The following is a 20,817-nucleotide window of genomic DNA, read 5'->3' as shown; positions in this document are numbered from 1 at the left end:
ACGTGGAACATCTATGGCTTAGCTGGACAAGCAGATGCTATTATTTATATCTTTGACCGTTATGGCAAGCTATTAAAACAACTAAGCCCTTCTGGAAGTGGATGGAATGGTACCTATAATGGCAACCCAATGCCTAATAGCACCTATTGGTTTACTGTACAATACAGAGAACCGAGCACTAATGAAGTGAAAACTTTTAAGGCCCATTTTGCGCTGAAACGATAAAACCGACTTTAACACTTTTTCTATAAAAAATACTGAATCCTTAATTATCTTTGCAGACTAATTGCAATTAATGAGGGGTTCAGTTTTCTTTTTTTTAGTATTCTTTTTTTCTATAGGTTATTCTCAGAATATTTCTGTGGATAGTCAGACGTATACACCTCAACAACTTATTGAAGATATTTTAATAGATAGTAACTGTATTACAAATGTACAGGTTACAAATACCGTTGGAGGAAATTTTAATGGAACAGACCAAAGTTATGGCTTTTTTGATGCTACAGGCACCAATTTTCCTTTTCAAAATGGTATTGTTTTAAGTACAGGTAGATTAACCAATGTACAAGGTCCTAATACTAGTTTAAGTGATGATGATGCTCCTAATTGGATAGGCGATGCTGATTTAGAATTAGCACTTCAAGAAACAAACACAACAAATGCCACCATTTTAGAATTCGATTTTACTTCTATTGCTAGTCAAATTAGTTTCAGGTATTTGTTTGCTTCAGAAGAATATCAAGAAGGAGACCCAAACACTTGTCAATTTTCAGATTTATTTGGTTTTCTCATTCGTCCTATTGGTAATACAGATTACGAAAATATAGCTTTAGTTCCAGGTACTAATACACCTGTAAAAGTAACGACTGTACATCCTGAAATCCCAAATGGATGTGAGGCAGAAAACGAAATCTATTTTGAGAGTTTTAATGGCGATGTTTCTCCAATAAACTTCAACGGTCAAACTAAAGTGCTTACAGCAACTGCTACCATTATACCAAATCAGCAATATCATGTTAAGTTAGTTATTGCAGACGAACAAAATTTTCGTTTCGACTCTGCTGTGTTTTTAGAAGCTGGTAGTTTTGAACTCACTACAGATTTAGGCCCAGATAGATTATTAGCAAACAACAATGCTGCTTGTGAAAATGAAACTATAACATTAGATGCCTCGCAAGCGGGGATGAATAGTTATAAATGGTTTAAAGATTCTGTAGAGTTAACAACAGAAACTAATGCCATGTTTTTAGTTACAGATGCTGGAACTTATAATGTAGAAGTAACATTAGATAATGGTTGTATTTCATACGGAGAAATCATTATCGAGTATGCCCAAAACCCAATAGTATCTAATACCACATTAATTGGTTGCGATACGGATATGGATGGTTTAACAACTTATAATTTATTAAATACTACAGAAGCAATTACAAATAATGATGATACTTTAATTGTTCTTGATTTTTATACATCGTTAAATAATGCAGAGCAAAACATTAATGCAATTACTGATCCTAATGCTTATAATAATACTAGTGCTATGGAAATTGTATATGCTACGGTTAGAAGCCAAGCAACAAACTGTAGTGCTATTGCAGAAATAACTTTAGATATTTCATCAAATACGTTAACATTAGATCCTGTTAATGTTTGCGACGATGGGGATATAGATGGTATTGGGCGTTTCTTTTTAGATACTATTCGTAATAGTATAATCCCTTTAGTTCCTAATAATGCAAACATTAGCTTTTTCACTAACCTAGATGATGCTTTTTCAGAGACTAACAGTATTGATGGAAACTACACTAATAGCACCCCAAATACAGAAATTATTTATGTAAAAGTAACCACAGATACTAATCAATGCTATGCTATTAGTCCTCTAACTCTTAATGTATTACCAAGCCCAGATTTAGAACCCGATGCTTCTGTTTTGTATTGTTTAAATACATTTCCACAAACATTAACTTTATCTGCTGGGGTAATAGATGGTGCTGCTTCAAGTTATTCTTATCAATGGCTTTATAATTCTAATGATTTAAATATAAACGCTAGTTTTATAGATATTAATGCAATAGGAACGTATCAAGTTACAGTAACGCATCCTAATGGTTGTTCTAACACAAGAACAATTACAGTAAACGCTTCTAACATTCCTACTATAGATTCTTTAGATTTTACAGAACTTACTGCTAACAATACCGCTACGATTACGGTTTCTGGCGTAGGAGATTATGAGTTTTCCATAGATAATGAATTTGGACCATATCAAGACCAAAATATTTTTGAAAACCTTGCTCCTGGTGTACATACCATATATGTTAGAGATAGAAATGGTTGTGGTAGCACTTCAATTACATTTTCTATTTTAGGATTCCCACAATATTTCACTCCAAATGGAGATGGTGTGCATGATACTTGGAAGCCTTATGGTACAAGCTCTCAATTTAATTCTAGATTAAAAATTAATATTTTTAATAGATACGGAAAATTAATTAGAAGTATTAACCCTGTTTTAGGATGGAATGGAACACTTAATGGAAAGCTCCTCCCTAGTGATGATTATTGGTTTGTTCTTACTAAAGCCAATGGTAAACAATACAGAGGTCATTTCGCTTTAATTCGTTAACTTTCTATTTTTAGAAATAGGTTCTTTTTTACTTAATTTTGTAAAACTTAGTTTAGAAGTGTTATCTTACTTCTGTTCATAACACAAAATCATATTTAATATACAGAAGACCATAATAATAGTCAATGAAATTCAAAATTGAATCAGAATTTAGTCCAACGGGAGATCAACCTAATGCTATAAAGCAACTTGTTGAAGGGATTAATAGTAATGAAAAATACCAAACACTATTGGGTGTAACTGGTTCGGGAAAAACGTTTACGGTGGCTAATACTATTGAAGCTGTACAACGCCCTACGTTAGTATTAGCTCATAATAAAACATTAGCAGCTCAATTATACTCAGAATTTAAACAGTTTTTTCCTAATAATGCTGTAGAATACTTTGTTTCTTATTATGATTATTACCAACCTGAGGCTTACATTCCTACTTCTGGAACTTATATAGAAAAAGATTTATCTATAAACGAAGAGATAGAAAAAATGCGTTTAAGCACGACCTCTTCTCTACTCTCTGGGCGTAGAGATGTTATTGTTGTTGCTTCTGTATCTTGCTTATATGGTATAGGAAATCCTGTAGAATTTCAAAAAAATGTAATTACACTAACACGAGACCAAGAAATTTCCAGAACAGATTTACTGCATAATTTGGTACAAAGTTTATACTCTCGTACCGAAGCCGACTTTAAGCATGGAAATTTTAGAATTAAAGGTGATACTGTAGATGTTTTTCCTAGTTATGCAGATGATGCTTTTAGAATTCACTTTTTTGGTGATGAAATTGAAGAGATTGAAGCCTTTAACATTCAAACAAATGAAGTTGTAGAAAAATATGATCGTTTAACAATTTATCCTGCAAACATGTTTGTAACATCACCAGATGTTTTACAAAATGCAATACGAAGTATTCAAGACGACTTAGTTACACAACATGATTATTTTAAAGAAATTGGTAAACACTTAGAAGCTAAACGCTTAAAGGAACGCACCGAATTCGATTTAGAAATGATTAGGGAATTAGGCTATTGTTCTGGTATTGAAAATTATTCTCGTTATCTTGATGGGAGGCTTCCTGGTACGAGACCATTCTGTTTATTAGATTATTTTCCAGACGATTTTTTAATGGTGGTAGACGAGAGTCACGTAACCATTTCGCAAGTTCATGCCATGTATGGAGGTGATAGAAGTAGAAAAGAAAATTTAGTGGAATATGGTTTTAGGTTACCTGCTGCTATGGATAACAGGCCTTTAAAGTTTGAAGAGTTCGAAATGCTTCAAAACCAAGTAATATATGTTAGCGCAACGCCTGCTGATTACGAATTGCAAAAAACGGGAGGGGTTTATGTTGAACAGATTATAAGACCTACTGGTTTATTAGACCCTATTATAGAAGTTCGCCCTAGTTTAAACCAAATAGATGATTTAATTGAAGAAATACAACAACGTACAGAAAAAGACGAACGTACTTTAGTTACTACTTTAACCAAACGTATGGCCGAAGAATTAACAAAATACTTAACGCGAATAAATATACGGGTTCGTTATATACACAGTGATGTGGATACGCTTGAACGTGTTGAGATTATGCAGGATTTACGTAAAGGTTTATTTGATGTTTTAGTGGGTGTAAACTTGCTTCGTGAAGGTTTAGATTTACCTGAAGTGTCCTTAGTTGCTATATTAGATGCCGATAAAGAAGGTTTTTTAAGGTCTACCCGCTCGTTAACACAAACTGTTGGTAGAGCTGCAAGAAACTTGAATGGTAAAGCTATTATGTATGCTGATAAGATTACTAAAAGTATGCAAAAAACTATAGATGAAACCGAATATAGGCGTAGTAAGCAAATTGCATACAATACAGCTAACAATATTACACCAAAGGCTCTAAACAAAAGTTTAGACAGTGTGCTTTCTAAAAACTCTGTTAGTACTTATAGTTATGAATTAGAGGCTGCAAAAGCTGCAGAACCTGAAAGTGAGTATTTAACAAAACCAGAGTTAGAGAAAAAAATTAGAGAAACACGTAAACTTATGGAGCAAGCTGCAAAAGCACTAGATTTTATAATTGCTGCTCAATTACGTGATGAAATAAAGGCTTATCAAGAAAAATTAGAAGCATTAAAAGTGTAATTTGTATAAAAGCTTTATAGAGCATTCAACACGAAGCTTATTTATAGTGTAAAATATATTCTATACTTAGTAACTTCTTCTATAGCTCTAAAATACTAGTTAATTATACTGTACTTTAAATATATCTATTAACAAATCGGTAGGCACAATATGTGCAGGAAACTCTTCCATTAAATGCAACACTCTAGTAATAGACTCATGGTTTAATCCCATTCTTAAACCAAAATTATAGAGTTTAACTAATTGTTTTTGTGTATTTTCCTTATCAACAGTCATTAACACAACTAACCTATGAAATTGTAATATGCGTTCGCTATGTGCATTTAAGTGTTTATAATTTATAGGATTTTCTACCAAATAATTAAAGTCTTTTAACGGCACCTCTAACTGTTCAGCAACTATTTTTAAAAAATTATATTCTGCTCGTTTTTCTTCAACATCATGTTTTGACAAGGCAATCATCTCCGACAACAAACTTAGTTTTTCAACTCTACTCATAATATTTACAACCTAGTTTTTAGCACGTTGTAAAATTACAAACAATCTCTACATAATAATCGCATAAAGATGTATCTTGTCGAAAAATGGGTTGTTTTATATCGTGTTTTTAAGACATTTTAACACAAAACCGATTTTATATTTCAACAAAACCAACAATAAAACACTGAATAACAAACAAATAAACATGACAAACAACGATATATTTAAAAAGCTGAGAGTTGCACACCAACTTCGTGATGATGATATTGTTAAGATTTTAGAACTCGTAGATTTTAGAATTTCTAAAAGCGAATTAGGTGCTTTTTTTAGACGAGAAGATCACCCTAAATATATGGAATGTGGCGACCAAATTTTACGTAATTTTTTAAACGGATTAATTATTCATTTACGTGGCCCAATGCCTCCAAAACAAAATAAACCAAAGCCTAAAAAAAAGAGTAACGATTAATGTTACTCTTTTTTTATAAGCTATAATTATTCTTCTATTTTAGTTTATTAATGTAAAAGCACGTAGATATACGTATAGGATATCTCTATAAAATATTAGATATTGTTGCAAATTAAATTTGTTAAATAACATTAAAACGATATGCTACACTGTAGCCTGTATGGTTTTACTCAAAAAAAAATAATTAAATCAATGAATGATACTGCTATTAACATTAAGGCTTTAGTTAAATCCCTACTTCAAAAAAACCTAAGCTCTACAAAGGCAGAAAGTATACTAAATGAAATTCATAAACATTTTCAAGACGCTACCGAAGTTTCTGGTTTCGATTCTAAAATAGAACACCTAGCTGCTGTATCTACAGCTAAAGGTAAAGCCTTAGGGCTTAATCATGCCGCGCAATGTTTACTAGATTATAAACGAACTGTAGCATTTTTAAAGGCTATGGTTTCTGCTATTAAAGACAAACAGGCTAAATATCCTAACGAATTAATAACCATATTCTATGCTGGTTGCGGCCCTTATGCGCCTTTTGTAAATTTAATAGCGCCTTTATTTGGTACAGACGAAGTACAATTTTCAATATTAGAAATTAACGAAAATTCATTGAATTCTGCTAAAAAACTAATAGAAGCTTTAGAGTTAACCCATTACGTAAATGAATATTACTTAGCAGATGCCGTAACATTTAAAGTTCCTAAAGCAGAAACATATCATATTCTTTTTAGCGAAACTTTAGATGCCTTATTATATCGCGAATGTTATGTGCCTATTCTATTTAACATGTTACCTCAATTTAGAGAAGATGTTACACTTATTCCAGAAAATGTTATTGTTAATGTAAGTTTATTAACAGATTCAACAAAAACCTCTAGTTATACTGAGCATAAACTATGTGATGTTGTTGATGCTCGCAAAGCAGTAAAGTCGCATATAGGTGAGGACATTCCTTCTCAATTAGAGGATATAAAAATAGATTTAGAACCTTTAGGAATGGAACAGTATTTATTTATGCTGTTAGACACTAAAGTTCATGTTTATAATGATATTTGGTTAAATAGAAACGAGTCGTCATTAACACTACCTCTAGAAATGCAATTATCTCAGCCCTTTCATAAAAAAGAAATAACATTTACTTACCACATGGAGCCTGAAATAGAGTTAAAATGTGTTTTAAAATAATTATAATCCCTTTTAGTATTTACCTTTTATTGGGTATTTTAAGACACTATGTACTAAGTATATTTGTACTATAAGAACTACATATTAATAAATAATAACTAAACAAATTATGAAAACTATACTTAGCTCCATTTTCTTTTTATGCACTTTATTTTCTTTTTCTCAAGTTAGTATTACAGGCAACTGGACAACCAACCCTAATTTTCCTAATGCAAAAATTATTGTAGGTAATTTAGACGGTAGTTACTTATTTAATGTAAACAGCACATCTGTTAACAATCCAGATAAGGAGGTTCTTGTATATCGTGAAGGTAAGAGTACCGTTAAATTAACTGAAGGTTCTAATGCTATTATGAGTTGTAATACTACAACAAGAATTAATTATAATAATAACGATACGCTTCCTGTTAGTGGAAAATGGATGGTTTTTGATTTAGAAAAAAATGTAAAAGGCATCCCAGCACAATGGAACATTGGCTCTATAGGAAACAAAACATCTACTACTGTTTTAGATGCAGATGTAGAGTTCTTTTTCACTTTAAATATAGGGCAAAATACTGGTTGTAATAATGCTGTTTTAAATGTGAAAATTGACAATACTTTAATTACCATTGATGGTACAACAAATGCTTTTCCTTTTATTCAAGGCAATACTTTTGTAGGTTACGGAAAAAAGGTTGAAGTTAGCCTTGTAAGTGGAACTTGCCCAAACTTAAAAATGGTTAATGGGAGTATTACTATTTATGAATAAATGATTATAGAAAAGACTATCGTATTTTTATTAATAAGGAAACAAAAAGATATAATAACACTCTCAAGATTAAAACAAATAAAAAAGAGCAACAGTTAATGTTGCTCTTTTGGTGTCTATATAAATTTACCGAATTGTTTTGCTTATCAAAACATGTAACGTCGCTACTACTTATACAGACAAAACCAAATCTACTTTTAAAACTTCACTCATTACAGAGTGTTTAAGTATGTACTAGTTTTCTACTATAAGTCTTACAGCTACTTTATACTTTTTATTAGTACTCAGTTTAATTGCTAACTCATTATAGTTTAATCTCGTTTTTATGTAGTTCTCTAATTGTGTACTTTCTGTATCTACTGTTAGTACTACAATTTCATTTTCGGCATTAAGCATAAAGGTTACCTCTGCCAATAAATCTTTTTTAATTTCAAATCCTGGCTTGCTTAATAACACTCCTATTGCTTTGCTAATAGATGTTGTTCCTTCTTTCTCTGCTGGGTTAGTGTTTGCCATACTTAAATTTGTAAATGTAATGGCTAATACAAACATTAATACTTTTACTGTTTTCATTTTTTTTGTGTTTTATCTTTTTCTTTTTATTATTAATTAGCGTAATTATTTTTATGTTTTGCTGCTAATTATTTACATGACAAAATTAGGCACAAAAAAAGAGTAGCGTGTTACACTACTCTTACCAAAACTGTATGTAATCGTTACTTTAAAGTAAACTAAATGTGAAGCTATTTAAGCTAATGTAATAGGGCTGTTTTATGTTATTTTTTTAACGGATTTATTGTTATATTCTTTAGTAAACTAAAATCTAATTACTAAAATAACATCGATTAATTATGAGCATAAAAGCGAAGATTTTAATAATTAATCTTCACTTTTATATTAATAATTTATTTTCCTGCAATAAAAACCGATTTCGGTGCTTCTCTTCCAATAAAAATATATTCCTCTTTTTTTAAATCCTGATGATCTTTACCATATAATTCTTGAGCACGTACTTTATATACAGTCTCAAAACCTTGAAATACTTCAGCTAAATTCGTTAAATAATTTTTAAAATTATCTTCATCATTATACTCTACTCGTATTAAATAGGCTGTAGATTGTCTTGTTATATGACTTTTTACAAAATTATAAACAGCTTCTCTAATATTTTTATCTTCGCTTACATTTACCTTAAGGTATTCAATACCATCAAGTGTAGCAACTGTTCCATTATGCGTTGCATTACTTAAATCTGGTTTTACGGGGATAGAATCGTCATGAGAAGGTTTAGCCCAATGCATTGGAGGCACTATAAATGGTTGAATCATTTGTTTTCCAGAGTCTGTCTCTCCATTATATAACACTTTCCTTCTATCTATTCTTCTCAACTCAGCTTGTACTTCACTTAGCTTTCTCATGTTCTGATTTCCATCTATTTTAAATCTTACTGTAAAATGTCGTCCCATACCAGCTTCTGTAAGAATAGGTTCAATATCTTTAATATCAATAGTTTTTCCATCTACCGATATTATATTATTTGATATGGAAAACACAAGTTCTGCTTGCCTTCTCATTTGTTCTTTTAATTCTTTAGGTATATTCTTATTATTATTGGCCATTAATTTTTTTAGCTCCTCAGGAATATTATCTGTTTTTTCAGAATTACATTGAAATAGTATTAGACTAAATAATACTGTACATATTACTGTTAACCCCATTTTTATTTTACTACTAAATCCAGATTTATTGTTTGTCATCATGATTATTCTTTTTTTTATAAATGATAAATTAAAATTGTGTACCAACCCGTATGAGTTGTTGCTGACTAACTCTCTTAAAAGTAAGGTCTGGTACGCTACTAAGGAATAACCCGTATTAATTATTTTTTGATCTACTATATATTCATGTGTTGTTTTTAAAGATTTAATAAGCTTCCAAATTAGTGGGTTAAACCACAGAAATGTAGCAATAAGTTGTACAAAAATTAAGTCTATAGAATGGCGTTGTTCTATGTGTACTTTCTCATGGGCGATAATTTGATTTATTTCGGCAGTCTTCATTTTTTCTCTATAAATGAAAGCATAACCAAAAAACGAAAATGAAGCAGACGGATCTGGTATATTTACCACCATTACACCATTAATTTTAGTTTTAGGGTATATAGAAATCATCCGTTTTAATCGGCTTAACGTCCATAATAACTTAGACAAACAAACTAAAACACCTAAAATATATACTCCCAGTAAAATCATTATTACAATAGTTTCCCAGTCTACAGGGCTATTTTCCTTTTTATTAGAAACAACTGGTGCTTCCACAGGTGTTGAATTATTAAAAGCCTGAGATTCCCAGGTTTCCATAGCCTCGTAATAAGACATTCTAAAATCGTTAAACTCTTCAATAGAATTATCCACTGCCGCTATTTTACCTTTATTAAAATCGAAACTCATAAAAGGTAATAACAATGAAAACAAGACCACACTTAGAAGGTAAAAACGATTAAAATTAAAGAACGTTTCTTTTTTTAAGAAGACTTCATACAGTAAATAGAATGCAATAAGCACAGCACTAGACTCTAGTAAATAAATTGCAAACTTTATCATTCTTTTTTGTCTTTTAATGCTTCTAACATACGCATAGCTTCGTCCAATTCGCTCTTTTTCAACTGTTTGCTTTCTGTAAAAAAGCTAACCACTTGAGATAGCGAGTTATTATAATAATCGGTAACTAAACGCTTCATTTGCCCTTTACTGTAGTCTTCTTTACTAATTAATGGATAATATTGGTGAGACTTACCATACGCTTTATAGCCTATAATTTCTTTTTGTACCAATACCCTCACAATTGTTGAGACTGAATTATAAGGAGGCTTTGGATTAGGATATTCTTCAATTATATCTTTAATGAATCCTTTTTCTATATCCCAAAGAATCTTCATAATCTTCTCTTCTACCTTAGTTAGTGTTACCATTACTTTATGAGTTTTATTAATCAGCAATACAAACATATAACTTAATCTTAAGTTATACAACTTATTTATAAGTTAATAAACTTAAAACTAAGTTGAATGTAATTATTTAGAAGTAAACGAAATTAAAATTCAGCACAAAAAAAGAGCAGTATAAAAATACTGCTCTCTTGTCTATTATGGTAAAGTAAGTTAGCTTACGCTAAAACTTCTTGTACTTTATCTGCTGCTTCTTGGAATTCTGTAGCACTCATAACATCTAGTCCAGAACTGTCTATTAATTCTTTAGCAATGTCTGCGTTAGTCCCTTGTAAACGTACAATAATTGGCACTTTAATTGCATCTCCCATATTTTTATATGCATCTACTACACCTTGTGCCACACGGTCACAACGTACAATACCACCAAATATGTTAATTAAGATTGCTTTTACTGCTGGATCTTTTAATATAATTCTAAATGCCGCTTCTACACGTGCTGCATCTGCAGTACCACCAACATCTAAAAAGTTAGCTGGCTCTCCACCAGCTTGCTTAATTAAATCCATAGTTGCCATTGCTAAACCAGCACCGTTAACCATACACCCAACGTTTCCGTCTAAGTCTACATAGTTTAAGCCTAAAGCTCCTGCTTCTACTTCAATTGGGCTTTCTTCACGTAAATCACGTAATTCAGCTAAATCTTTGTGTCTGTATAATGCGTTATCGTCTATAGTTACTTTAGCATCTACAGCCATTATTTTGTTATCACTTGTTTTTAAAACTGGGTTAATTTCAAATAATGAAGAATCTGATTCTACGTAAGCTTTATATAAAGACGTTACAAACTTTGTCATTTCTTTAAAAGCTAAACCAGATAATCCTAAGTTAAAGGCTACTTTTCTAGCTTGGAAAGGTAAAATTCCTGTTGCTGGGTCTATTTCTTCTGTAAATATTAAATGTGGTGTTTCTTCAGCAACTGTTTCAATATCCATTCCACCTTCTGTAGAATACATAATCATGTTACGTCCGTTAGCACGATTTAATAATACAGACATGTAAAATTCACTCGTTTCAGTTTCTCCTGGATAGTATACATCTTCTGCTACTAATACTTGGTGTACACGTTTACCTTCTGCAGAAGTTTGAGGTGTTACTAAATCCATCCCGATGATTTGTCCAGCTATAGACTTTACTTCGTCTAAATTTTTAGCTAGTTTTACTCCACCACCTTTTCCACGACCACCAGCGTGAACTTGTGCTTTTATAACGTGCCAACCTGTACCAGTATCTTCAGTTAATTTTTTTGCTGCTTCTACTGCTTCGTCAGCATTTTGTGCAACAATACCACGTTGAATACGTACGCCAAAGCTGCTTAATAATTCTTTTCCTTGATATTCGTGTAAATTCATCTTATTAAAAGTAAAATTTTAGAGTGACAAAAGTAAATAATCACAATTACTTACCCTAATATTTAATTATGAAAATTAGTTATAGAATTTTACATTGTTAAATAATTAACAACTTGTTTAAAATATGTAATAATATGTTTAAAAAATTTTTATAAGCGGCTAATAAAATACCTTTGAAAAAAAATTAAAGTTATGCAACAGCATCATTTACTAAAAATTGCAAAAGACTACGGGAGCCCTCTTTATGTTTATAATACAGAAACTATAGCTGCGCAATACAAACGCTTAACTGCTGCTTTTAGTAAAGTAAAAAAGGTAAAAATACATTATGCTGTTAAAGCGCTATCTAACCTTTCTGTTTTAAAGTACATACATTCACTTGGTGCGGGTTTAGATACCGTTTCTATACAGGAGGTTCAATTAGGCCTAGCTGCTGGTGTTTCGGCTAAACATATAATGTTTACGCCTAATGGCGTCTCTTTAGAGGAAATAGAAACTGTTGCCAAATTAGGTGTACAGGTTAACATTGATAACCTGTCTATACTAGAACAGTTTGGTACTCGAAATCCAGATATACCGGTCTGTATTCGTATTAACCCGCATGTAATGGCCGGCGGAAATACTAATATTTCGGTAGGACATATAGATAGTAAATTTGGAATCTCTATTCATCAAATCCCACATATTTTACGTATTGTAGAAAATACTAATATGACTATTAATGGCATACATATGCATACGGGTAGTGATATTTTAGATATTGATGTGTTTTTATATGCTAGTGAAATCCTTTTTGATACTGCCAAGCATTTTGAAAACTTAGAGTTTATAGATTTTGGGTCTGGTTTTAAAGTGCCATACAAAACAGGAGATATTGAAACTAATATTGAAGAGTTTGGCACCAAACTCACTCAACGTTTTAATACGTTTTGTAAAAATTACGGAAAGCAATTAACACTAGCTTTCGAACCTGGTAAATTTTTGGTTAGTGAGGCTGGGCTGTTTTTAGCAAAAGTGAATGTTGTAAAACAAACAACCTCAACTGTTTTTGCACAAATAGATTCTGGTTTTAATCATTTAATTCGCCCAATGTTATATGGTTCTCAGCATGAAATAGAAAATATTTCTAATCCTAATGGCCGTGAACGGTTTTACTCGGTAGTTGGCTACATCTGCGAGACAGATACTTTTGCTAATAATAGACGAATACCAGAAATTACCGAGGGAGATATTTTAGCTTTTAAAAATGCTGGCGCCTATTGTTATTCTATGGCCAGTAATTATAATTCTCGTTATCGTCCTGCAGAGGTATTGTGGCATAATAACAAGGCACATTTAATTAGACAACGAGAAACCTTTGATGATATTTTAAAAAACCAAATTGAAGTAGATTTAACGCCAAAAATTCTTGAAGCAAGTATATAAACTAACTGTACCTTATCTTGTTTATCACTTGCATTGACCAAAAATAAACGAACCCCTTACGCACATTAAAAACGTGTCTTTGCAAGTGGTTTTTATAAAGAAGACGATTTTAAACTTAGTTTAAAATCGTTTTTTTACTTATAGTTCTTGATAAAAAGTAAGGCCATTACTATACAAATCGTAAAATGCAAATTCTCTGGTTCCCCAATCTGTATCTCGTACTTTTGTGTTTTCATGGTAGACGTTTTTATCTTTATACTCTTCATATAAAACGTCTATATTTTGGGTTACTATACGAAGCATAGGTGTATTAAAACCTGCCTGCCACTCTTTAGCATCGTGCCATTGTAAATGTATTTCTATATGGTCTCGACGTATTCCAGCATAGGTTGGTTTTTTAGAATCGTTAGCAAAAGCAATTTTAAATCCTAGTCTGTTTACATAAAACGACAAAGCTTCTACAACATCTTTTACTGGTAGTATGGGATGGATTTGAAAGAGGTGTGTTTGTTTCATGTTTTCTATTTTATATGTCGTTTATTTTTCTTCCATACCAGAATAAGTGGCAAATGTAAGTGGCATTTTTTTTACACAATCTGGTATTTTTATATGTTTGTAATTCAATAGTGTACGGTCTTTAAAGGCTTTCATTTGTTTTAACAATGCTTCTCTTTTTTTATGTTCTTCTATAGCATAGCGCTCAAGCTCTTTATCTTCAGTTGCTCTAATACTTTCTAATGTAGTATTAAAACTGGTTACTTCTGCTTCAATAGTATAGTTGAACTTTTTTCTTTCTGGATCTAAAACAAATATGGTGTCCAGCGTTTTAAGTTCGCAAAAACAGTTTGGAATTTGTTTTACCTCCATTATATTTTTAATTTCTAAATATTGTAGTCCTTTTATTTTAGAAACGTTTTCTATACCTTCTTGTCCATTTGCAACTGCTTTTCGTAAATGCTTTAGTTTCCCGTAATCGAAAGTGCCTTTACTTATATTATGTTCTAAAAACTCATATCCTGTGTAGGTGTTATGGTAGCTTTGTAATGTGTCTACATTTGTAAATTCTTCTATTGGAAAATAGCTTTTGTAGGTTACCGCTCTAGTATCGTATTGTATTATTTTAAAAAAGTTTAATGGGTCTATATTGTACGTTTCTATAACGTTTAGATAGTATTCTAGAGTATTAATGTCTTTATTGGAAAATGCGCGGTACTTCTCTGCGTAATTATTAGAGTTTTTAAAAGAGACCGTTCTATAAGTTCCTCTATTTTTAATAGCTTTAAATACGCCTTCTTTTTTTAAAGCTTTCCTATCTAAACTAACGTATTTTTTTAACCTATATATTTTATTAATTACTGTTGCTTGATCTTTTCGTTTTTTAGGATTAAACGGAATGCTTCTTATTTTAAACAGAGTATCTAATTCTATTTTCTCCTCTGGTGTTTCTGCGAGTTGCCCGTTAGGGTAAATTAGTGTGTTGTATTGTGTTCTTTTTTGGTATGGAATATTATTAATATCGTAAGAGAAAGAGCTTGCTGCTTTTGCCATATCTAAAACTGCATCAATTTCTTCTAACTTATTATTGTCTAAATTAACGACCTTGGGTCTTGTTTTATTTAATTTTTCGGGGACTTTTTTTATATTACTATAACGCCAAACTAATGTTTTTAAATGCGATTGATTCCCTATAAAATTAGGCATTGTATCTACATCTTTTTTACCTATATAAACTAGTTCTTCCAAACTTTTATTTTTTAATAAGTTAGGAAATCCATTGGACAGTTTTACATCTATTAAAAATAGCTTTTTCAACTTATTAAAGCCTTTAATATTCTTTTTAAAGTGAATAGCAGATGGTGTTTTTGCTATTTTTAGCATTTCTAATTCTGGTACTTTACCTATACTTTCTGGTACGTATGTTAGGTAACTTTTAAGTATAGATAGTTTTTTTAGGTTTTTATTATGCTTTATTGCTTCTGGAATACTATCTATAAAAGCATTTTTAAGTGTTATTTCTTCGGCTGTTTGTACTTGTAATAGTTTTTTTATAAAGTTACTGTGTTGGTCAACGGCTTCGCCTACTCTTTTATTTAGGTATAATGTAGCGACTGTATCGAATATTTTTAATGTTCTTTTCTCGCTTAAATAGTAGCCATCACTATTAATAATTTCTAGTTTTTTCTTATTGTTTAGCTTATTGTAGTTTTTATGTAATATAAATTGCTCGAAATTTGGCTTGAAGTTATTATACTTTTTCCTTGATTTTTGGTGTTCTTTTTTAAAGACTTCGTTTTGTTCGTATACTATTTTTGAAGCTTTTAACGATTTTACACACTCTGGTAAATTAATGCTTCCGTAATACGGTATTTTACGACTAAATTGGTTTGTATGTATACGTCCATATTTTCCATGAAATTTTAATGTTTCTATATTTAATTCACAAAAATTATCTGGTATTTGATACAGTTCATCTAGGCTTTTTGCTTCATCCCATTTTAATCGCGTGTGCTGCTCTAATTTTATAGTTAATAATTGCAATTTGGGCAATTGGGCTATTTTATTTATAAGCGCTTGAAGTGTTTTATAATTATAACCTTGTATTGTTATTGCTTTTAATTTTTTAAATTTTAATAGGTCTAGTTTTTTAACATTTTCTACTACTAAAGCTTCTTCTAGAATTGGGTTAAACGTAATTAAATTATGATTGTTTAAATTAAATTTTAAGTGTAATACATTGGGAAACATTTTATACGAGTTAATAAACTCTAATGTGTGTTTTCCATTAAAGTTACCTTGCAATAAAAAAATAGAGTCTGTTTTTATCTTTGTTTTATCGTATAATTCGCCTTTGTTGTATGTAAAATTAACTGATTGTGAATTTGGTATGTTTTCTAATCTTTCTATACTTATGGTATCATTAAGTATAGAGTTATCAGCTTTACAGCTCATAAAGCTTATAAGTATAAGAAAGTAATACAGTGGTTTCACAACTACTCTAATATAAAAAATTAGTCTTTTACGGTTCCTGAAAAATGATTAACCTTAGCATTTATAGGGTTTCCAGTAGTTCGCCTAAAGGATGCTATTTGTCCAGAATGCCATATTGCGTCTGCTATGGGCCCGTTAATGTTATTCCAAAACGGAATTTCATTGGTTCCAAAAATAATTTTGAATTTAGAGAGGTCTTCACTAGTTCTTAAAATATCTGCTGCTTGTTTCAGGTTTCTTAGTGTTTGGTCTCGCATGTCTTTAAAAGATAGTTTTTCTTTTTCTTCTCTTTTATTGGCTTTATTTAATGTAGAGTTAACTACTATTACAGATAAATCGTAAATATGTTTTATTGTTTCTTCTGTTGTACGTACATCTTCTCCTGGCTTATATGCTAAATCTTTTTCTGTTAAGCCTTCTGTAGCCCAATAAAAACGGAAGCCTAATCCATCAACTTGTCTTGCGGCTACTGTTCCTGCGGTGTAGGTTTCTGAGTTTTCTGGTATTTCGTAATATGGTAATGGGGTTTCTTCTGTTTGTGCTATTACTGTTATTGAAACTAAAAGAGCGATACTTAAAATGTATTGTTTCATTGTTTTCTTTTTAATTAAATTGTTTATTCTCAAAGGTAGTATATTGATTTTTTGTAAAAATCCTGAGACTGTTAAATTTTAACTTTGCTTGTACTTATGTATAACTACTAAAGTTTTTGATACCATATCTCCTATTCTTCTATTTTTCTTATCTATTATTGCAATAATTAACCCTAATGCAAAAATATAATCTATAAAACCAAAAAAGAAACGCCCAAAAGCTTGCCCTATTCCTATAGGTTTATAAGTGTCTGAGACTACTTTTAAATCTAAAAACCGTTTCCCTATGGTTTGACCAAATAGTCCTTCACTTACAGGCCAAAGCAAGAAACCAGAAAGAAATAATACTAAAGCTGGAATGCCTTTTAAATGAAAGCTTAAATCTTCTTCTGTATATTCTCCCCAAAATATAGCCATAATAACCCCAATTAACCAAAATATAAATAGGTCTATAAAAAAGGCTAATATTCTATATCTATTTTTAGCAATCTTTAATTTGTTTTCTGTAAATTTTTCAAAAGGGGATTCTGTGTTTTCTCCTATCATTTTTATATTATAACTTATTTTTATATGTATTCTTTGTACTGCATAACCCTAAAATCGAACGTATTAAATTTGGAGTTTTTCGCTTTTAATTGTTTGTACAATGGCATACTGCCTATAGCTCTATTTGCTGCTCCCGATGACGATGTTAATGATACCGTTTTAATTATTCTTTCTTTAGAATCTTTAAAATCCTGTATTTTAAATTGGTGAATTCTTGGTATTTCGTTTGATACTAATTGTAACTTTAAGTTGTGTTTTTTTATATGTTTTCTGAAAAAATATTCTGGCCCATTTTTACTATTTCCGCCTATAAACAATAGGGTTTCTATTGTTGGGTATTGTTTTAAGTACCCTAAGAGGTTTCTTAGTATAATATTCTGCATTCCTAAATCGGAAGCATCAATTTTATCACGTTCGCAGCTTTCTACAATATCGCAGACTCCTATTTTATGCTTTATTAAAAATTGTTTACGTTGGTTTATTGCTTCTTGAGAGTTGTCGTATCGTAAATTTAAATTATGTATTTTTTCTATATACAACCATAAACTGTTATAATTGCTTCCGTAGCAAAAGTCTACATCTTTTTCGAGTAAGTTTCCTGTAGAAAAGCGTGGTGGTGGTAAGGTTCCTACTATTAATTTTTTAGTATCGTGTTTTATAAAAGGAGAATATGGGTGTTTGTGTAAAAACATATTTAGGTTCCTTTTTTAAATAATTCTAAATTATTAAAGTGTTTGTATTAATTTTTGAACGTCTTGTATGGTCTCTCTATAGCGTTTTCTATTAGGTTTAGTCATGTTTTGAGATTCTATTAGAATTTCGTTTAAAATAGATTTTGCTTCTTCTTGTTTATTGTGTTTTACTAAAAACTTTGCTAATATTAATCGCTCTTGGTAATTAGAATAGCGTAAGTCTATTTTTTTTAATGTCGTTTCTGCTATTTCTGTAGCGCCTTCTTCTTCTAATGCCAACCCATATATAAATTGCGCTTTAGAGTTTTCAAATTCTGTTTCTCCTTTTATTTGCTCTGCGTATTTAATGACTTTTTTATAGTCTTTTAATCCATAATATGCTCTTACTAGCTGTTTTATAACATATAGCCCTTTTTGGCTTTTATCTTTTAATGCAAATTCATAATGGGTTATAGCATTATTGTAATCTTTCATTTCTAAGTAAGCATCTGCTAGATTCACTCTGTTTTGGTAGGTTTCAGAAAATGCTAGTTGTTTTTCTAAGTCCTTTACTTTTTTTGTGGGTATTAGTATTGATGTTATTTCTTCTTGTATTTTATTTGCATCATTTTTATTATATACTTGGGTTACTAAGTATATAACTGCTCCTATTGCTGGTAAAAATAAAATAAGGAAAATCCAATAGTAATTGTTTCTATTTTTTATAGCATGATAAATACAAAAGCCTTGAAGTATAAGGATAAGGTAGTAATACATAATGTTATTTAGTTAGTAAACATTACACACTGTTGTTTTTTATATAGTCGTGTTGTAATGGGTTATCTTCAAATCTAAACAAAATGCTTTAATCTAGCCTTAATTAGGTTATATAAAACGTAATTAAGGCTTGGTTCTATTTTATAAGGTATTTATCTTGTAAATACTAATTCTGTCTCTGTAGATAACTCATCGCTTAGGCCATAATTATCGTAATTAAAGCCTTTAATATCGTCTAAAGTTTTTGCTTTAGTGTCTACTATATAACGTGCCATTAAGCCTCTTGCATGTTTGGCAAAAATGGCAATATTTTTATACTCGCCATTTTTAAACTGCTTAAAGTTTGCTGTAATTACTGGAACTTTTAATGCTTTTGTATCTATTGCTTTAAAATATTCTACACTTGCTAGGTTTAAAAATAACTCGCCCTCTTCCAACTCTTCATTTAATGCTTTTGTTATTTCTTTTTTCCAAAATTCGTACAGGTTTTTATTTTTCCCTACAGGAAACTTTGTTCCCATTTCTAAACGGTAGGCTTGTATTAAATCTAATGGTTTTAATATGCCATATAACCCAGATAGTATGCGTACTGTATTTTGTAATGTCTCTATATTTTCTTCAGGAATGGTATAGGCATCCAAGCCTCTGTATACATCTCCATTAAATGCATAAACTGCTTGTCTTGCATTGTCTGTTGAAAAGGGCAACTCCCAGGATTGGCTACGTTCGTAATTTAACTGCCCTAATGCATCGCTTATATGCATTAGTTTAGATAGGCTTTTGGCCGATTTCTTTTTTAATAGTTTATTTAAACGCTCTGATTGTTTTAAAAATTGGGCTTCTGTTGCTTTATGTATTGGTAATTCACTTTCAAAATTAAGTGACTTAGCTGGTGATATTACTAGTTTCATTTGTTTCTTTTATTGCTTTACTCGATAATCGAGATTTAATACTCTAAGGTTTCCCTCTAAACTCTAATATTTTTTTCACTTTACAAATGTCTCGTGCACTTGCCAAAGTAATTGACTAAAACTAATTTTTCAAGTTTCTAAATTACGATATTTCTTTTATTTCTCCATTTACAAAAGCAAAGTTATAGTCGCCTTTTATTATAAAGTCTGCTGTGTATGCTTTGTCCATTGTTGGATACCATTTCTTTTTGGTTTTATCTATTATTATAAATAGTCCTTGATCATTTCCTAATGCGCAAAACCTGTCGAAACTTCCATCGAATATTGAAATTGGTTTTATAGCATTAATTGTATTATATATTGTTTCAATAGATGTTGTTGCTATTGCTATTTCACTTATTCCTATTATTATTCTTGGCGTAAATACAATATCGCTTTCTATATCTATTCGCTCTCTAGCTATAAATTCTATAATGTTATGGTCTGCATCATAAAAATAAACTGCTTTTGCTTTCCATTTTATAAAGTCTGTTACTGGTTCATTTTTATAGTGTATTACTTCTGTTCTGTCTCTTAGCCACCTTAAAGCATCATATATAGCATTGTAAGGAATATTAAATGCTAAATGAGATGGTTTTGTTTCTTTTTTATATTGAAAAGCTAAAATACTAGCTCCTACCTTAAAGGCTATTTTACTGGGTGTGTCTTTTACAATTTCAAATCCAAGTTTTGTTTTATAAAATTGCCTCTGTTTCTCTATGTTAGAGGTAAACAATGTAATTTCTTCTATAATCATATCCTTGTGATTTGAAGTAAAATTAATGCATAAATAAGATGTAAACTATATATTGAAACAGTTATGCTTTATATAAAAATAAATAATAATTATATTATTTTTATTTTCAAT

The 20,817-nt window shown here is 30.6% G+C and carries 20 protein-coding genes; 7 read left to right on the top strand and 13 right to left on the bottom strand.

The window, feature by feature from the left end:
* The 3 genes from ACVC08_RS09985 to uvrB all read left to right on the top strand — a co-directional run.
* The coding region (locus tag ACVC08_RS09985) for a T9SS type B sorting domain-containing protein (RefSeq protein WP_452601929.1) at nucleotides 1-225 on the top strand (225 nt) is incomplete at its 5' end.
* Nucleotides 226-361: 136 nt separating this feature from the next.
* A complete protein-coding gene (locus ACVC08_RS09980) occupies nucleotides 362-2,629 on the top strand; it encodes a choice-of-anchor L domain-containing protein (RefSeq protein WP_452599981.1) in 2,268 nt (755 codons plus the stop codon).
* 125 nt (nucleotides 2,630-2,754) lie between these two features.
* Nucleotides 2,755-4,758: an excinuclease ABC subunit UvrB gene (uvrB, locus tag ACVC08_RS09975; RefSeq protein ID WP_452601928.1), complete on the top strand. Its 2,004-nt coding sequence runs from the start codon at nucleotides 2,755-2,757 to the stop codon at nucleotides 4,756-4,758.
* Between the two features lie 99 nt (nucleotides 4,759-4,857).
* On the opposite strand, the gene ACVC08_RS09970 is transcribed toward uvrB, so the two are convergent.
* Nucleotides 4,858-5,256, bottom strand: a complete 399-nt coding sequence (locus tag ACVC08_RS09970) for a TerB family tellurite resistance protein (RefSeq protein ID WP_452599983.1) — start codon at nucleotides 5,254-5,256, stop codon at nucleotides 4,858-4,860.
* A 187-nt stretch (nucleotides 5,257-5,443) separates the two neighbouring features.
* Here ACVC08_RS09970 and ACVC08_RS09965 point away from each other — a divergent pair, with 187 nt between their 5' ends.
* The 3 genes from ACVC08_RS09965 to ACVC08_RS09955 all read left to right on the top strand — a co-directional run bounded on the left by ACVC08_RS09965 (nucleotide 5,444) and on the right by ACVC08_RS09955 (nucleotide 7,640).
* The gene (locus tag ACVC08_RS09965; RefSeq protein WP_452599984.1) at nucleotides 5,444-5,707 is read left to right on the top strand and encodes a DUF1456 family protein; all 264 of its coding nucleotides are present in this window, start codon (nucleotides 5,444-5,446) and stop codon (nucleotides 5,705-5,707) included.
* Nucleotides 5,708-5,899: 192 nt separating this feature from the next.
* Nucleotides 5,900-6,889 carry a phytanoyl-CoA dioxygenase gene (locus ACVC08_RS09960; protein WP_452601927.1) on the top strand — a complete coding sequence of 330 codons (990 nt, stop codon included), beginning with the start codon at nucleotides 5,900-5,902 and terminating at the stop codon, nucleotides 6,887-6,889.
* A 109-nt stretch (nucleotides 6,890-6,998) separates the two neighbouring features.
* Complete coding sequence (locus ACVC08_RS09955) at nucleotides 6,999-7,640, top strand: hypothetical protein (RefSeq protein WP_452601926.1); 642 nt, start codon at nucleotides 6,999-7,001, stop codon at nucleotides 7,638-7,640.
* 234 nt (nucleotides 7,641-7,874) lie between these two features.
* On the opposite strand, the gene ACVC08_RS09950 is transcribed toward ACVC08_RS09955, so the two are convergent.
* The 4 genes from ACVC08_RS09950 to sucC form a co-directional block, all read right to left on the bottom strand.
* Nucleotides 7,875-8,213 (bottom strand): hypothetical protein, encoded by a 339-nt coding sequence (locus tag ACVC08_RS09950; RefSeq protein WP_452599987.1) that lies wholly within the window; start codon nucleotides 8,211-8,213, stop codon nucleotides 7,875-7,877.
* 332 nt (nucleotides 8,214-8,545) lie between these two features.
* Entirely contained in the window at nucleotides 8,546-10,243 is a 1,698-nt protein-coding gene (locus ACVC08_RS09945; protein WP_452601925.1) for a M56 family metallopeptidase, read from the bottom strand.
* Nucleotides 10,240-10,611 (bottom strand): BlaI/MecI/CopY family transcriptional regulator, encoded by a 372-nt coding sequence (locus ACVC08_RS09940; RefSeq protein ID WP_452601924.1) that lies wholly within the window; start codon nucleotides 10,609-10,611, stop codon nucleotides 10,240-10,242. The genes ACVC08_RS09945 and ACVC08_RS09940 overlap by 4 nt, the downstream gene beginning before the upstream one ends.
* A gap of 194 nt (nucleotides 10,612-10,805) precedes the next feature.
* Complete coding sequence (sucC, locus tag ACVC08_RS09935; RefSeq protein WP_452599990.1) at nucleotides 10,806-11,999, bottom strand: ADP-forming succinate--CoA ligase subunit beta; 1,194 nt, start codon at nucleotides 11,997-11,999, stop codon at nucleotides 10,806-10,808.
* Between the two features lie 192 nt (nucleotides 12,000-12,191).
* On the opposite strand from sucC, the gene lysA reads away from it, so the two are divergent.
* Complete coding sequence (gene lysA / locus ACVC08_RS09930) at nucleotides 12,192-13,424, top strand: diaminopimelate decarboxylase (protein ID WP_452601923.1); 1,233 nt, start codon at nucleotides 12,192-12,194, stop codon at nucleotides 13,422-13,424.
* A 138-nt stretch (nucleotides 13,425-13,562) separates the two neighbouring features.
* On the opposite strand, the gene ACVC08_RS09925 is transcribed toward lysA, so the two are convergent.
* From ACVC08_RS09925 to ACVC08_RS09890, 8 genes are all read right to left on the bottom strand, one after another.
* Nucleotides 13,563-13,940: a glyoxalase superfamily protein gene (locus ACVC08_RS09925; protein WP_452599992.1), complete on the bottom strand. Its 378-nt coding sequence runs from the start codon at nucleotides 13,938-13,940 to the stop codon at nucleotides 13,563-13,565.
* A gap of 21 nt (nucleotides 13,941-13,961) precedes the next feature.
* On the bottom strand, nucleotides 13,962-16,373 hold the full coding sequence (locus tag ACVC08_RS09920) for a leucine-rich repeat domain-containing protein (protein ID WP_452601922.1): 2,412 nt from the start codon (nucleotides 16,371-16,373) through the stop codon (nucleotides 13,962-13,964).
* 59 nt (nucleotides 16,374-16,432) lie between these two features.
* Nucleotides 16,433-17,005, bottom strand: coding sequence for a hypothetical protein (locus tag ACVC08_RS09915; RefSeq protein WP_452600039.1), 573 nt, complete (start codon nucleotides 17,003-17,005; stop codon nucleotides 16,433-16,435).
* Nucleotides 17,006-17,083: 78 nt separating this feature from the next.
* Nucleotides 17,084-17,551: an RDD family protein gene (locus ACVC08_RS09910; protein WP_452601921.1), complete on the bottom strand. Its 468-nt coding sequence runs from the start codon at nucleotides 17,549-17,551 to the stop codon at nucleotides 17,084-17,086.
* Nucleotides 17,552-17,571: 20 nt separating this feature from the next.
* Nucleotides 17,572-18,243, bottom strand: coding sequence for a uracil-DNA glycosylase family protein (locus ACVC08_RS09905; RefSeq protein WP_452601920.1), 672 nt, complete (start codon nucleotides 18,241-18,243; stop codon nucleotides 17,572-17,574).
* A gap of 33 nt (nucleotides 18,244-18,276) precedes the next feature.
* Nucleotides 18,277-18,999, bottom strand: coding sequence for a hypothetical protein (locus tag ACVC08_RS09900; protein ID WP_452601919.1), 723 nt, complete (start codon nucleotides 18,997-18,999; stop codon nucleotides 18,277-18,279).
* A gap of 152 nt (nucleotides 19,000-19,151) precedes the next feature.
* Nucleotides 19,152-19,910: a peroxide stress protein YaaA gene (gene yaaA, locus ACVC08_RS09895; protein WP_452601918.1), complete on the bottom strand. Its 759-nt coding sequence runs from the start codon at nucleotides 19,908-19,910 to the stop codon at nucleotides 19,152-19,154.
* Nucleotides 19,911-20,052: 142 nt separating this feature from the next.
* A complete protein-coding gene (locus ACVC08_RS09890) occupies nucleotides 20,053-20,706 on the bottom strand; it encodes a VOC family protein (protein WP_452601917.1) in 654 nt (217 codons plus the stop codon).
* Between the last annotated feature and the right edge of the window lie 111 nt (nucleotides 20,707-20,817).

This window comes from Pontimicrobium sp. MEBiC06410 (assembly GCF_053601615.1).
Note: the sequence above shows the minus strand (reverse complement) of the source record. Positions and strands in the feature narration are given on the sequence as shown.

What these genes read in the sequence shown, in the direction of transcription:
- uvrB (WP_452601928.1), top strand. Translation starts at nt 2,755, where the DNA reads ATGAAATTCAAAATTGAATCAGAATTTAGTCCAACGGGAGATCAACCT.
- ACVC08_RS09970 (WP_452599983.1), bottom strand. Translation starts at nt 5,256, where the DNA reads ATGAGTAGAGTTGAAAAACTAAGTTTGTTGTCGGAGATGATTGCCTTG.
- ACVC08_RS09965 (WP_452599984.1), top strand. Translation starts at nt 5,444, where the DNA reads ATGACAAACAACGATATATTTAAAAAGCTGAGAGTTGCACACCAACTT.
- ACVC08_RS09960 (WP_452601927.1), top strand. Translation starts at nt 5,900, where the DNA reads ATGAATGATACTGCTATTAACATTAAGGCTTTAGTTAAATCCCTACTT.
- ACVC08_RS09955 (WP_452601926.1), top strand. Translation starts at nt 6,999, where the DNA reads ATGAAAACTATACTTAGCTCCATTTTCTTTTTATGCACTTTATTTTCT.
- ACVC08_RS09950 (WP_452599987.1), bottom strand. Translation starts at nt 8,213, where the DNA reads ATGAAAACAGTAAAAGTATTAATGTTTGTATTAGCCATTACATTTACA.
- ACVC08_RS09945 (WP_452601925.1), bottom strand. Translation starts at nt 10,243, where the DNA reads ATGATAAAGTTTGCAATTTATTTACTAGAGTCTAGTGCTGTGCTTATT.
- ACVC08_RS09940 (WP_452601924.1), bottom strand. Translation starts at nt 10,611, where the DNA reads ATGGTAACACTAACTAAGGTAGAAGAGAAGATTATGAAGATTCTTTGG.
- sucC (WP_452599990.1), bottom strand. Translation starts at nt 11,999, where the DNA reads ATGAATTTACACGAATATCAAGGAAAAGAATTATTAAGCAGCTTTGGC.
- lysA (WP_452601923.1), top strand. Translation starts at nt 12,192, where the DNA reads ATGCAACAGCATCATTTACTAAAAATTGCAAAAGACTACGGGAGCCCT.
- ACVC08_RS09925 (WP_452599992.1), bottom strand. Translation starts at nt 13,940, where the DNA reads ATGAAACAAACACACCTCTTTCAAATCCATCCCATACTACCAGTAAAA.
- ACVC08_RS09920 (WP_452601922.1), bottom strand. Translation starts at nt 16,373, where the DNA reads ATGAGCTGTAAAGCTGATAACTCTATACTTAATGATACCATAAGTATA.
- ACVC08_RS09915 (WP_452600039.1), bottom strand. Translation starts at nt 17,005, where the DNA reads ATGAAACAATACATTTTAAGTATCGCTCTTTTAGTTTCAATAACAGTA.
- ACVC08_RS09910 (WP_452601921.1), bottom strand. Translation starts at nt 17,551, where the DNA reads ATGATAGGAGAAAACACAGAATCCCCTTTTGAAAAATTTACAGAAAAC.
- ACVC08_RS09905 (WP_452601920.1), bottom strand. Translation starts at nt 18,243, where the DNA reads ATGTTTTTACACAAACACCCATATTCTCCTTTTATAAAACACGATACT.
- ACVC08_RS09900 (WP_452601919.1), bottom strand. Translation starts at nt 18,999, where the DNA reads ATGTATTACTACCTTATCCTTATACTTCAAGGCTTTTGTATTTATCAT.
- yaaA (WP_452601918.1), bottom strand. Translation starts at nt 19,910, where the DNA reads ATGAAACTAGTAATATCACCAGCTAAGTCACTTAATTTTGAAAGTGAA.
- ACVC08_RS09890 (WP_452601917.1), bottom strand. Translation starts at nt 20,706, where the DNA reads ATGATTATAGAAGAAATTACATTGTTTACCTCTAACATAGAGAAACAG.